The organism is Agrobacterium bohemicum, from assembly GCF_002896715.1.
Classification (GTDB): Bacteria; Pseudomonadota; Alphaproteobacteria; order Rhizobiales; family Rhizobiaceae; genus Agrobacterium; species Agrobacterium bohemicum.
Map to the genome: position 1 here is coordinate 541,281 of NZ_PGEL01000028.1, position 14,175 is coordinate 555,455.

The 14,175-nt window shown below is 55.7% G+C and carries 9 protein-coding genes; 1 reads left to right on the forward strand and 8 read right to left on the reverse strand.

Annotation, left to right across the window (positions count from 1 at the left end):
• Positions 1–56: 56 nt before the first annotated feature.
• The 6 genes from mnmA to CUC55_RS21285 all read right to left on the reverse strand — a co-directional run bounded on the left by mnmA (position 57) and on the right by CUC55_RS21285 (position 8,128).
• Complete coding sequence (mnmA, locus tag CUC55_RS21260) at positions 57–1,253, reverse strand: tRNA 2-thiouridine(34) synthase MnmA (protein WP_103089059.1); 1,197 nt, start codon at positions 1,251–1,253, stop codon at positions 57–59.
• A 174-nt stretch (positions 1,254–1,427) separates the two neighbouring features.
• Positions 1,428–2,615, reverse strand: a complete 1,188-nt coding sequence (locus CUC55_RS21265) for an OpgC family protein (protein WP_103089060.1) — start codon at positions 2,613–2,615, stop codon at positions 1,428–1,430.
• 369 nt (positions 2,616–2,984) lie between these two features.
• Entirely contained in the window at positions 2,985–4,055 is a 1,071-nt protein-coding gene (locus tag CUC55_RS21270; RefSeq protein WP_067644369.1) for a Tim44 domain-containing protein, read from the reverse strand.
• Between the two features lie 204 nt (positions 4,056–4,259).
• The gene (serA, locus tag CUC55_RS21275) at positions 4,260–5,855 is read right to left on the reverse strand and encodes a phosphoglycerate dehydrogenase (RefSeq protein ID WP_103089061.1); all 1,596 of its coding nucleotides are present in this window, start codon (positions 5,853–5,855) and stop codon (positions 4,260–4,262) included.
• Positions 5,856–5,930: 75 nt separating this feature from the next.
• A complete protein-coding gene (locus CUC55_RS21280) occupies positions 5,931–7,109 on the reverse strand; it encodes a phosphoserine transaminase (RefSeq protein ID WP_103089062.1) in 1,179 nt (392 codons plus the stop codon).
• 212 nt (positions 7,110–7,321) lie between these two features.
• Positions 7,322–8,128, reverse strand: a complete 807-nt coding sequence (locus tag CUC55_RS21285) for an outer membrane protein (protein ID WP_067644361.1) — start codon at positions 8,126–8,128, stop codon at positions 7,322–7,324.
• 1,054 nt (positions 8,129–9,182) lie between these two features.
• Here CUC55_RS21285 and CUC55_RS21290 point away from each other — a divergent pair.
• A complete protein-coding gene (locus CUC55_RS21290) occupies positions 9,183–10,541 on the forward strand; it encodes a putative bifunctional diguanylate cyclase/phosphodiesterase (protein ID WP_425352902.1) in 1,359 nt (452 codons plus the stop codon).
• Between the two features lie 61 nt (positions 10,542–10,602).
• Here CUC55_RS21290 and glmM read toward each other — a convergent pair whose 3' ends face one another.
• Complete coding sequence (gene glmM / locus CUC55_RS21295; protein WP_067644356.1) at positions 10,603–11,955, reverse strand: phosphoglucosamine mutase; 1,353 nt, start codon at positions 11,953–11,955, stop codon at positions 10,603–10,605.
• 216 nt (positions 11,956–12,171) lie between these two features.
• A complete protein-coding gene (ftsH, locus tag CUC55_RS21300) occupies positions 12,172–14,133 on the reverse strand; it encodes an ATP-dependent zinc metalloprotease FtsH (RefSeq protein ID WP_103089063.1) in 1,962 nt (653 codons plus the stop codon).
• Positions 14,134–14,175 lie beyond the last annotated feature (42 nt).

A 14,175-nucleotide genomic window follows, 5' to 3' on the forward strand; every position in this document is an offset into this window, starting at 1 on the left:
AGCGCAAGATGTGCAAAAAGGACCGCTTTCTGCGTCGCGCTAAAAAGCCTGTCGTTTCAAGCAGCCACCGGCCTTTGCAGAAGCGTCTTCAAGGAGGCTTCCGCGTCGGCGGATCGTTCAGAACGTTCAATGAACCCTCCGCCGTAAACGCGCGCATCCGGGCCGGGTGCGGAGTAGAGCACGCAGGCCTGGCCCGGTGCCACACCTGCTTCACCGACCGACAGATCGACATAGACGCCGCGCTCATCGCTGTGAATCACGGCCTCCATGGGCGGGCGTGTGGAGCGCACCTTGGCNAAACACGCAAAGCCTTGCCCTGCATCTTCCGTCAGCGATGCATCGCCCAGCCAGTTCATATCACGCAGATAGACGCGGTGAGTTTCCAGCGCCTCGCGTGGGCCGACAATGACGCGGCGGCCGCGGGCATCCAGATGCACGACGTAGAGTGGCTCACCGGTTGCAACACCGATGCCGCGCCGCTGGCCGATGGTGTAGTGAACGATGCCGTCATGACGCCCCAGCACGCGCCCGTCGAGATGGACGATATCGCCGACCAGAGCCGCGTTCGGCTTCAGCTTGTTGATGATATCGGTATATTTGCCCTGCGGCACGAAACAGATGTCCTGGCTGTCTGCCTTCTTGGCGACGACCAGACCCATTTCTTCGGCAAGCTCACGCGTCTCCGCCTTCGAGAGGCCGCCCAACGGGAAGCGCAGATAATCGATCTGTTTCTGCGTCGTGGCAAACAGAAACCAGCTCTGGTCCCTGTCACTGTCAATTGGGCGATACAGCGCGCGGCGATTGGGATGACCGGCGACAGGGTTGAGCCGCGAGCGGATATAATGTCCGGTTGCCAAAGCATCGGCACCCAGTTCTTGGGCGGTTGCTAGAAGATCGGCAAATTTGACCGTCTGATTGCACGCTACGCAAGGAACAGGCGTTTCGCCCATTGCATAGGCTTCGGCAAAGGGGTTGATAACGGNTTCGCGAAAACGTGCCTCGTAGTCGAGAACGTAATGAGGAATGCCAAACGTTTCGCATACCCGCCGAGCGTCATCGATATCCTGGCCAGCGCAGCAGGAGCCAGCTCGATGCACAGCGGCACCATGATCATACAGCTGAAGGGTAATGCCGAGAACATCATAGCCCTCGCGTTTCAGAATGCCAGCAACCACCGAAGAGTCGACACCGCCGGACATGGCGACCACAATACGGGTATCTTCCGGCTTCTTATCAAAGTCGAGCGTGTTCACGTGTTTTCCAATCGTCAGTCATACCGGGGTTCAAGGCCCCGCCGCCTGTCGTATCTGGATCGCCACTAGGCGTTCAGCCAGATTTTTCAGGCCTGCATATAGNAAAAAATCAGCCAACACGCAAGTAGAGGGCGACATAGCCGCCCTCTACGAATGGGAAATCAAGTTTGTACGTTACGCGCCAGCGGTCTTCTGGCCACTGCCAATCCACTTTTCGCGTTCGCGCCACAGGGCAGGAAGAGCCAGCATCGCCACACCAACCAGCGCGATGATTGTCTTTTCGACCTGCGTCAGCTCTGCGGTGCGGCCATCGAGGTAATAGATGCCGTAGACGATCGCGACGTGCCAGACATAGACCTGAAGCGAGTGGCGCCCCAGAAGCTGCAGGAACTTCAGCGACAGAACCCAGATTACAGCGGCAGCAGCCTTCTGGACCAGCGGGTTGTGGTGCTTCGGACCGGCGATCAGCAACCATGTCAGGCCAACGGCAACGGCGAGGAAGTTGATGAGATAAACCGGACCGAAGTCGGCGCGGATTTCCATTGTCGAGAATTTGCCCAGCATGAACTCAGGCATCAGATTCCAGGCGGTTGCGATGCGAAGCGGAACGAAGAAAAGGCATACCAGCAGAGCAGCCTTGGGAATCCAGCTACGTTGCGGCGAGAAAATCTTCGTCCAGGCAATCTTGTTCTGCGCCGTCATAGCACCCATCACCAGAGCGGAATAGAACACGAGCTGCCAGCCGAACAGGTTGAAGCTGACGCGAATGCCCTGCTCATCTGCACCTTTGACGAGCTCGTTCACAGGCGCGGTAAACAGTTGCTGCAAGCCCAACTGACCGGCCATCCAGACCAGCAACGAGCCAGCGACGACGTAGGCCCACTTGCCATCCAGGCAAAGCTTCACCAGCAACGGTGCAAACACCATGTAGACGATATACTGCGGCAGGATATCCATGAAGGTTGGTTGGAAGAGGAAAGTGGCAATTGCCGCCAGGCGCAGCGGATCGTCAAACGATGTCATGCCCAACCAATTGTACCAGATGTATGGTGCGTGCGGGATGACCATGCGAACAAACAGAACCGCAATGACAAGGCCCATTGCATATTTATAAAGCTCGAGTGCCCGCGCCCAGATGAGGTCGCGACCCTGCTCATATCCGTATTTCATCATCTTTCGTGCATAGACCATACCGATCAGCAGACCGGACAGGAACACGAATCCCTGCGCGTCCTCCACGAATGCGAGTTGTCTATGGTTGATTTCCATCAGCCAAAGACCGCCTGCNAAAACGAGGTGGTTGATAAGCATGAAGACGAGAAAATACCCTCGCATCCCATCGATCAGGTCGAAGCGTTTCATTTAGATTGCTCTCCATACTCGCAGGCGCCTTTGAACAAAAGTTGCCTGATCCGAACGACTGGATGGATCTTGGGTCGCCATCCTGACTTGGATCGTGAACGCGGTTTTAAAGCTACGGTTCCGATAAAAACGAAGTTTTAGCGCTCGCTATGATTTCACATTGCTGTGTTCCACCCTTGGTTAGAGCGGACCAACTGAACACCGGATGAATAAAAAAGGGCAATTGCGTGGATGAACTGCGGCAAGCAGGAACAAGGACTTAGGGGTTGAAATGCCGAGATCGCCTGAAATACAGGGGCTTCAGAACGCATGTGGCCGGTGCAGAAGAGCTCTGCACCGGCCACATTTTTATTCAGTTTTTTCAACCTGTCAGGCAGCGGCCTGGATAGCGGCAACCTGCCATTCCGAACCATTCTGTCGAACGAACGTCCACAGCTCAGTCGATTCTTCCGGCTTGTGCTCGTCACCCTCAACGATCTTGCCGGTGTTACGGTCACGCATCACGTCGATCGCGGAGTAGCGCATGGCGACGGTGGCGTAGTCCTTGCCCTCTTCATGCCAGGCCTCTGAAACATCACCCTGCAACAGGGTCACGTCACGCACGTCGTTCTTAACGCCGCTTGTGGCATGGTCGCTCAGTTCCTCGGCCAGATAGGACATGGCTTCCGGCGTCGTCAGCTTGCGAAGTGTACCGTAGTCCTCGGCAGCATAAGCGGCCTGAACGTTCTGCAACGTCTTCTGGAAAGTTTCCAGATCGACCTGTGTCACGCCGATTTCGTCACCTTCCGACATGGCATTTTCATGCGGCACCGGCTTTGGCGCAACAGGGGCAGTCGTTTCAGCGGCGGCAGCACCACTGAAAGAACCGGCCTTGGAGCCCATCTGCGGGATCTTGAAGCCACCCATCGAATTCTGGTTGCTCTGCGGCGCGGAATAGTCGTTGCGCGCAGAGTCGTTACCAGCCGCACCGCCGAAAGCAGGCTTGCCCTGACGGCGCGATGCGAAGAAACGCATAGCCAGCATCACGAGACCGCCAATCAGGAGACCCTGGATCAACAGGCCGAAGAAACCGGCCATACCGCCAAAGCCACCGCCCATGAGCATGCCGAACAGGCCACCCATCAGCAAGCCACCCATGAGGCCGCCCATCATGCCACCAAACATACCGCGGCTCTGTTGCGGAGCCTGGGCCGCAGGACGTGCCGCGCCACCGGGCTGTGTCGCCTGATTGGTATTCGGGGTCATGCTACGGTTGATCGGGGCGGCCTGGCCTGGCGTGGTCGCTGTCGCAGGCGGCGCAGAAAAGGTCCGAGTACCACGGCTGCCAAATCCGCCGCTTGCCCGTCGTGCTTCGGCCATATCCACAGCAATGAATGACACTGCTATGCCCAATGCGGCAACAGCAAACAAACCTCTAAAGCGCCTAATGGCAGCAAACATCGTCTTCTCCTATTACGCCGCCCTCCCAAGGATCGGCTCATCATCGTCGATATAGCAACTATGGATCATCANTTTTAGGGGAATGGCATAAAATTTTTCGTGATATACAACCATAGATAAATATTTGATCGTAAATACAAAAAGCCCGACACAGAATTTCTCCTGTGCCGGGTGATGACTGCGATAGAATGTAAGGCGAAAGTCTCAGTCGATGTTGAAAGACAGTGACTTGACCTGGCGGATGGCCGGGTTGGCGCGCAGCTTGTCCAGCACCTCTTCGGAAACCGGGCCATCGACATAAAGCAGCGCAATCGCATCGCCGCTTTCCTTTTCGCGANCCAGCTGGAAGTTGGCGATGTTGACGCCGGCTTCGCCGAGCGTGGTGCCCATGAAGCCGATCATGCCGGGAACGTCTGTGTTGGTGATGTAGATCATGTGCTGACCGACATCGGCATCCATGTTGATGTTCTTGATCTGTATGAAGCGAGCCTTACCGTCCGAAAACACCGTTCCGGCAACGGAGCGGACCTGGTTTTCGGTCTTCACGGTCAGCTTGATGAAACCATCGTAAACGCCGGTCTTGTCGCGCTTGACTTCGGAAAGAATAATACCCNTTTCCTTGATCATGACAGGTGCGGAAACCATGTTCACATCGGCAACCTGCGGACGGATAAGACCGGCCAGCAGCGCAGATGTCAGCGCCTTGGTGTTCATGTTGGCGGTTGCGCCATCGTAGAGAATTTCGATTTCCTTGGTGGCGCTTTCCTGCACCTGACCAACGAAGGAACCGAGAACGTCTGCCAGCTTGATGAACGGCTTCAGGCGTGGTGCTTCGTCAGCGGTGATCGACGGCATGTTGATGGCGTTGGAAACAGCACCCTTGATCAGGTAATCCGACATCTGTTCGGCAACCTGAAGCGCCACGTTTTCCTGCGCCTCGGTGGTGGATGCACCGAGATGCGGCGTGCAAACGACATTCGGCAGGCCAAAAAGCGGGCTCTCGGTCGCAGGCTCGACTTCGAACACGTCGAAACCGGCACCGGCAACGTGGCCGGACTTGATGGCCTCGGCAAGTGCTGCCTCATCCACAAGGCCACCACGAGCGCAATTGATGATGCGAACGCCAGGCTTGGTCTTGGCAATGTTTTCAGCGCCGAGAATGCCGCGGGTCTTGTCCGTCATCGGAACGTGAAGCGTGATGAAATCGGCCTGTGCCAGCAATTCGTCCAGCTCGACCTTGGTCACGCCCATTTCCTGCGCGCGCTCTGGCGACAGGAATGGGTCGTAGGCCAGAACGTTCATCTTGAGGCCGATGGCACGCGAGCAGACGATGCCGCCAATGTTGCCAGCACCGATGACACCAAGCGTCTTGCCGGTGATTTCGACACCCATGAACTTGGACTTTTCCCACTTGCCAGCCTGCGTGGACGTATCGGCGGAAGGAAGCTGGCGAGCAACGGCAAACATCAGCGCGATGGCATGTTCAGCTGTGGTGATGGAGTTACCGAACGGGGTGTTCATGACGATGATACCGCGACGCGACGCCGCTGGAATATCGACGTTGTCGACACCGATACCGGCGCGGCCGATGACCTTGAGGTTGGTAGCGGCTTCAATCAGCTTTTCCGTAGCTTTGGTGGCAGAGCGGATGGCCAGACCATCATAATTACCGATGATTTCGGCCAGCTTATCCTTGTCCTTGCCGAGCTTCGGCTGGAAATCGACTTCGACGNCGCGATCGCGGAAAATCTGGACGGCGGTTTCCGACAGTTCGTCAGATACGAGTACGCGAGGTGCCATGGTTTGGGCTCCTTGAAAAGGGTTCAGTCTTGAAAGCGAAAATGCGCGGCCCTGCCGTCGCAGGGCCGGAATAGATCAGGCAGCAGCCTTGAAAACCGCAGCCTTCTGCGTTTCGAATGCCCATTTCAACCAAGGCATAACGGCCTTCATATCGGCTGTTTCGATGGTCGCACCGGCCCAGATGCGAAGACCGGATGGCGCATCACGATAGGCACCGATATCGAGCGCCACGTTTTCCNTTTCGAGAAGGGCAACCATGCCCTTGGCGAAATCGGCCTGCGCAGCAGCATCGAGAGCTGCGACATCCTTGCAGACGATCTTAATGCAGACCGACGTGTTGGAGCGCGTCTCGTCCACCACCGCCAGATTGGCAATCCAGTTGTGTTCTGCTACGAAATCGAAAATGACTTTCGCGTTTGCATCGGCACGCGCCATAAGCGCGTTGAGACCGCCGAGGCTCTTCGCCCACAACAGCGCATCGATATAATCTTCGACACACAGCATGGACGGCGTATTGATGGTCTCGCCGGTGAAGATGCCTTCGATAAGCTTGCCGCCTGATGTCATGCGGAAAATCTTCGGCAACGGCCATGCTGGGACGTATGTCGTCAGACGCTCTACGGCGCGTGGCGACAGGATGATGACGCCGTGACCGCCCTCGCCGCCCAGGACTTTCTGCCAGGAGAAGGTCACGACGTCGAGCTTGGAGAAGTCCATGTCTTGCGCAAATGCCGCGGACGTAGCGTCGCAAATTGTCAGGCCCTTGCGATCAGCGGGAATGAAATCAGCGTTTGGAACGCGAACACCAGAGGTCGTACCATTCCAGGTAAAGACCACGTCACGGTCGAAATCGATTGTGGAAAGGTCTGGAAGAACGCCATAATCGGCTTCGATCTTGCGAACATCCTTGAGCTTCAATTGCTTGACGACGTCGGTTACCCAACCGGCACCGAAGCTTTCCCAGGCAACCATATCGACGCCGCGATCGCCGAGCAGCGACCACAGAGCCATTTCAACGGCGCCGGTGTCGGACGCAGGTACGATACCAATGCGATAATCGGCGGGAACGTTCAGAATTTCGCGGGTAAGATCGATGGCCTGCTTGAGCTTGGCTTTGCCAACCTTGGCGCGATGCGAACGACCAAGAGGTGCATCGGCAAGAGCATCTAGCGACCAACCGGGGCGCTTGGAGCAGGGACCAGAAGAAAAATGCGTATTGCCCGGACGGGTGTCCGGCTTCACTATATCTGTCATTTGACTATCCTTTCAGATAGGCGCCTCTCGTTAGGGAGAGGTGTCCTGCCGTCGTTGCTATGCTCGTCGCCTGTCGCAGTCAAGTAGAATATGTCGCAAGCAAAAAGAATCTTGGCCCATATGCGTCATAGAGGAAGACCCCCCAAAACGCGAAAACCGCCCGCATCCTTGATGGACACGAGCGGTCTATGTCTAAAGCTCAAACGTAACGGTTATTTGTAAACCGCAGGCTGAAGCGGAATGTCTGCCGGCGGGATATACTGTGCTGTGTCGCAACCGTTGAAGACATAGCGGCCACCTAGGCGAACCTCATGCGAGGTCAAACCCTTGTCACGTCCTGAACTGACAGCACCAGTACCACCAAACATTTCACCACTGCCGATTTGTCGGAAACGGTAACCCACGTCGGCTTTGAGGTTGCATGTCACGTCAATAGATGCGCCAGCCATCAACGCGTAAGCAAAGCGCCAGTTGCCTTTACCTTCGAACTCGCAGCAACCGCTGTCAAGTTGAACCTTATCCCACTTGACGTGAGCTCCGCCGATACCTGCACCCAGATAAGGAGTGATGCGACCGTATGTTCCAAGATCGACATAGGCGTTGGCCAGCAGGCTGTAGGCACGCATTGATGAGCGGAAATTATCGATACCACCGCCAGCCGAATCGGCTTGACCGCGATAGTCGGATTTCCCCATGTAGTCGAACGTCAAGTCTGTACGCAGGTAGTTGTTGATCTGATAGCCGGCACCCGCACCGAAAAGGAAACTGTCATCCGACGATGTTCTTGACGAGCGGATGAGGGTGTTTGTTCCACCTGCTGCGCGGCTGAACTCAAAGCTCCGCGACTTGTTGAACGAGTACCCGACATCACCGCGCAGGTACCAGCCGCTTGCTTCCTGAACGGTCACTTCTGGTGCCTGATCAGGGAATGCAGGTGGCGGCTCCTGATACACATCGGCTGCGAAGGCGGTTTGGCTTGCCATCAAAGCGGCGACAATACCGATCAGGCTCTTTTTCATAATGACGGCTCCCTAAGCGGTATAGGCGGCAAACGCGGCAATACCCGTGAAATTCTTCATTTACGAAGCCTGAAGGAAAATGGTTAAATCCCTGTTAAAATCCGAAGTACCTTGTTTGGATTTACTNAAAAACACGGTTAATGTTCTTCAAGCAACTCGGCCGCAGTCTCCCTATCAAAAGCNAAATAAAACTCCCGGAATGCGGGTATTTTCGCCTGGAGCGTCATATATCACCCANCCCTGTATGAATTCGGAATAATATTTTGTTAGCTAATATTATTGTCCTTATCACAACAATGCTGCTGCATAGTGAGTATCGGTCGCGAACTTGAAGCGACGCAAGAGTGCAGGTCAGGCATGATGCGCTGATACCATAGGGAATCCCGTCCCTCGCCTTCCGTCGGCACTTCGGTGCCGCAGGTCGCAAAGACAATTTTCTCAAGGTTATCAAGCTTTGAACACGCCGCTGAAGCTCCTTCTCGAGTTTGTTAAAATACCAGATCACAATCCCGATCTGCTGATTGCGAAATACCGTGCGNTTTGCAGGCAGATGCCGATCATGTANTTTATCTTGATATCAAGCACTTGGGCATTGGCCGCGACACACCTGTCCGTAGCACCGGTCTGGCTGACAATTGTCGTCCCGATGANTTTCTCAATCATCAGCGCCATCAGGGTCGCCTTTTGGTGGAAGTCTCGCAAAGTCATCCCAACGGCGCGGGAAGCTTTTGCTTCCTTGAAGAGAACGCAACGTCTGTCGGTCGGCATCTCCATCGCCTTCACGCTGTGGTCTTTCCTGCTTTATCCCTATGGCGATGCGTATCAGCAGTCTCACATTGCCTTTTACATGGCTATCACTGTCATTTCCTGCATCTTCTGTCTGATGCATGTGCGCTCTGCGGCTTTCTTCGTCGCCGTCATCGTCAATGGCACATTCATCGTANTTTTTGCGTGGACCGGCCAAGCCACATTCATCGCCATTGCAGTCAATATTCTGCTCGTCAGTTTCGGCATGCTGGCCGTACTGACGGTCAACTACCGCAACTTCGAAAAAATGATCAGCGCACAACAACAGACCCAAGCGCTCAGCAATGAAAATCTGAGACTGGCTAATATTGACAGCCTCACCGGACTGCCAAACCGGCGCGCGTTTTTCAATCATCTGACGGAAGCATTTCAACTGGCTATCGAAAACGAAACCCGTCTGGCCATCGGTGTAATTGATCTCGATGGTTTCAAACCCGTCAACGATCTCTATGGACACTCGTCAGGTGACCGGCTGCTGATCGAAGTGAGCGACCGCCTCACTCGAAATTTCGCCGCAACCGACCTGTTTCTGGCACGACTCGGCGGTGATGAATTTGCCTTTGTCATTTCCGACGTCGCCTGCGATCGCAACATCGTCTCGGAGGGCGACCGCATGTGCGATCAGTTGCGCTCGCCGTTCAATCTTCCCGATGCGACGATCATGATCTCCGGCTCCATTGGCATCGCGGTCTTCCCTGATCTGGCATCGTCACCGGAAGAGTTGTTCGACCGCGCAGATTACGCCCTCTATCATGGCAAACGGCAAAAGCGCGGCAACAGCACGCTGTTCACCGCCCGGCACGTCGCTGAAATCCATCGAGATGCGCGGATCGAACAGACCTTGAAACAAGCCGATCTGATGGCGGAACTGTCTGTCGTCTTTCAACCCATCATNGATGTATCGCTGAACAAAACCACCGGCTTCGAGGCTCTGGCCCGCTGGAATAGCAGCGTTCTCGGACATATGTCGCCTGCGCAGTTCATTCCAATTGCGGAGCGTGCCGGTATCATCGGCAGCCTGACGAAACCTCTGCTCAAAAAGGCATTGGAAGCCGCCCGCAAATGGCCTGATGCCGTCAGGCTATCCTTTAATCTTTCGGCGCAGGATTTGAGCAGCCCGGAAGCAGTGATGACGATTATCGCCATAATCGAGACAAGCGGTTTCGATGCCTCGCGTCTCGATCTCGAGATTACGGAGACAGCATTTATTCATGATACACGCCAGGCCCGCCAATCCGTAGACTTGCTGAAACAGATCGGCTGCGGCATTTCACTGGATGATTTTGGCACGGGATATTCCAGCCTGACGTCGCTTCATTCCCTGCCGCTCACCAAGATCAAGATCGACCATAGCTTCGTGCGTGGAATCCAAAACAATCCCGCCAGCGAGAAAATCGTGAGATCCGTGCTGACACTCAGTCGTGAAATGGGGCTTGATGCCATCGTTGAAGGTGTCGAAACCGAGGAAGAAATGGCCTTCATCACCCATCTCGGTGGCAATCTCGTGCAGGGTTACCTGTTCTCACGCCCGATGAAAGAAAGCGCCATTTCCGATTTTCTTGCATCCGAAACTGAGATTCAACCGTCTTATCACCGCACAGCATGACATTGCACGATGTGAAAAAGGGCTAGCGTCACCGCTGACCCTTTTCATGAAGCTCTGAACTTTACGCTGCCGATCTGGCGTTGGAAATGACGCCAACCAGTTCGTTGACGATGCGCTCAACCTGCGCGCTGTCATCGCCTTCCGCCATGACGCGGATCAGCGGTTCCGTCCCAGAAGGGCGAATAACCAGACGGCCATTATTGGCCAGCGCGCTTTCAGCATCAGCAATCGCCTGCTGAACCACAGGGTTTTCCAACGGCTTGCCGCCGGTTGTGCGAACGTTTTTCAGCAATTGCGGCACGGGTTCGAACTTGCGGCAGACCTCGCTGACCGTACGACCGGAGCGCTTCACCCGCGCAAGAACCTGAAGTGCGGCAACAAGGCCATCGCCGGTCGTGCCGTAATCAGACAGTACGATGTGGCCGGATTGTTCTCCACCGACATTGAAATCGTGGTTACGCATATGCTCCACCACGTAACGGTCACCAACCTTGGTGCGCGCCAGCGTCAAGCCCTTGTCTCCAAGGAAGCGTTCAAGACCAAGGTTCGACATGACAGTTGCGACGATGCCGCCGCCACGCAGGATTTTGTCATCGGCCCAGCTAGCCGCAATCGTCGCCATAAGTTGATCGCCATCAACAATCTGACCCAACTCGTCAACGATGATCACGCGGTCCGCGTCACCATCGAGCGCAATGCCGATATCGGCTCGAACTTCGTGGACTTTGCGTTGAAGTGTTTCGGGATGGGTGGAGCCGCATTCGAAATTGATGTTGGTGCCGTTCGGCTCATTGCCGATGGTGACGACTTCCGCACCAAGCTCCCAAAGGGCAGCCGGGGCCACCTTGTAGGCGGCGCCATTGGCGCAATCGATCGCAATCCTCAAACCACTCAGTGTCACATCACGGGGCAAGGTACGCTTGACGAATTCGATATAGCGATAGATGTCACCATCCACGCGCTTGGCTCGCCCGATTTCATGGGGCTTGGCAAGCTGCGAATAGATGTCCTTGTCCAGCAGATCTTCGATCTCGAGTTCCAGCTCATCCGAAAGCTTGTACCCGTCTGGTCCGAAAAGCTTGATGCCATTATCGGAAAATGGATTGTGCGAGGCAGAAATCATCACTCCGATATCAGCGCGCAGCGAACGCGTCAGCATGGCCACGGCAGGCGTCGGGATCGGCCCGAGCAGAAACACATCGAGGCCAGCGGCGGTAAAACCGGCAACAAGCGCGTTTTCCAGCATATAGCCGGACAGACGTGTATCCTTGCCGATGACAACACGATGGCGGTGATTTCCACGGCGGAAAATCGTGCCGACTGCGATACCGACCCGCATTGCCAGATCCGGCGTCATCGGAAAGACGTTGGATTGCCCGCGAATACCATCGGTTCCGAAATAGCGACGTGTCATGTGAACTCCAGAATTTGTCCCGTGCTCGGCAAGCGCTTTTAAACCGCGCCAAGCCTTTCTGGTTAGATGCCATAAAAGCCGGNAAACAACACGTCAATTACCGCGAAAGGCCAATATATGTTGTTACCAACTCTGTTTGGCGCGACAGAAACATACGCACAATGAAAAAGGCCGCCCGCACAGCGGACGGCCCTCATATCAAGTCTGTTCAAGACATCAGCGCGGTTGCGGTTCAAGGCCGCCTTCAGCCTCGCCGTCGCCCTTGGTCTCACCGTCACCCTTGGCTTCGGTAGGACCATCCTTCTTAGTCCCGGTTTTCGGAACAGCAGAACCACGACCCGGAGAATCATCGCCCAGATCACGTGCTGGCTTTTCGCCGCGGATCAGCGCCTTGATCTCTTCGCCTGTCAGCGTTTCATATTCGAGAAGACCCTCGGCAATGGCAACGAAGCCATCGTGGTTTTCCGTCAGAATACGACGCGCTTCCGTATAGGCTTCATCGATCAGACGACGAACTTCGGTGTCGATCGTCTGTGCAGTCGCCTCGGAAACGTTCTTGGACTGTGAAACCGAGTGACCAAGGAAGACTTCCTGCTGGTTTTCACCGTAGGAAACCTGACCAAGCGCATCGGAGAAGCCCCACTGCGTGACCATCGCACGGGCAAGCTTGGTGGCCTGCTCAATATCGGACGACGCGCCGGAGGTAATGTTTTCCTTGCCGAAGGTCAGCTCTTCCGCCACGCGGCCACCCATCATGATAACGAGACGGGAAACCATCCACTTGTAGCTCATGGAATAGCGGTCGCCTTCAGGCAGCTGCATGACCATGCCAAGCGCACGACCGCGCGGAATGATGGTTGCCTTGTGCAGCGGATCGGCAACCGGCACCTTCAGCGCTGTAATCGCGTGGCCGGCTTCGTGGTAGGCGGTCAGCTTCTTTTCGGCCTCGGTCATGGCGGAAGAGCGACGCTCCGCACCCATCATGATTTTGTCCTTGGCGTCTTCGAATTCGGCCATGGTCACCACGCGCTTGTTGCGACGTGCGGCCATAAGGGCTGCTTCATTGACGAGGTTCGCAAGGTCAGCACCGGAGAAACCGGGCGTACCACGAGCCAGAACCTTCAGGTCGACGTTCGGTGCCAATGGCACGTTGCGAGCATGAACCTTCAAGATGCGTTCACGACCAACAATGTCAGGATTCGGCACGACAACCTGACGGTCGAAGCGGCCTGGACGCAGCAAAGCCGGGTCAAGCACATCAGGACGGTTGGTAGCGGCAATGAGAATGATCCCCTCATTGGCTTCGAAACCATCCATTTCGACCAGAAGCTGGTTCAGCGTCTGTTCGCGTTCATCGTTGCCACCACCGAGACCGGCGCCACGATGGCGACCGACCGCGTCGATTTCGTCGATGAAGATGATGCAGGGCGCGTTCTTCTTGGCCTGCTCGAACATGTCGCGGACACGGCTCGCACCAACGCCGACGAACATTTCAACGAAGTCCGAACCGGAAATCGTAAAGNAAGGTACATTGGCCTCACCCGCAACGGAGCGAGCCAGCAGGGTCTTACCCGTGCCCGGAGGGCCAACGAGCAGAACGCCGCGTGGGATCTTGCCGCCGAGGCGCTGAAACTTCTGCGGATCACGCAGGAATTCCACGATCTCTTCGAGATCCTGCTTTGCCTCATCGACACCGGCGACATCTTCGAAGGTGATCCGGCCATGCGCTTCGGTCAAAAGCTTGGCCTTGGACTTGCCAAAGCCCATCGCGCCACGCGAGCCACCCTGCATCTGTCGCATGNAAAATAGCCATACACCCAGAATAAGGAACATCGGCAGCAACGTACCGAGGTAGCTCAGGAAGCCGGATGAACCGTCGCTCTCAGGGCGCGCCACGATGGTGACGTTTTTACCCTGAAGGCGATTCATCAGCGAATCATCGATCACCGGCGAATAGGTCTGAAACGCAGTGCCGCCATCGCTGTAAGTGCCGAGAACGCGATTACCGGTAACGGTGACGTCACGAACACGCCCGGAATCGACATCGCGCAGAAACTGCGAATAGGGAATCTCACGTGAAGCCGATTGTGACGGTGATGTCTGGAACATGCTGAACAATGCGATCAGCAACAGAGCAATCACTGCCCACAAGGCGAAATTTCTAAAATTTGGGTTCATCGAACTCCCCGAACTCCAACGGGCAAATGCGCGCCCGCCATT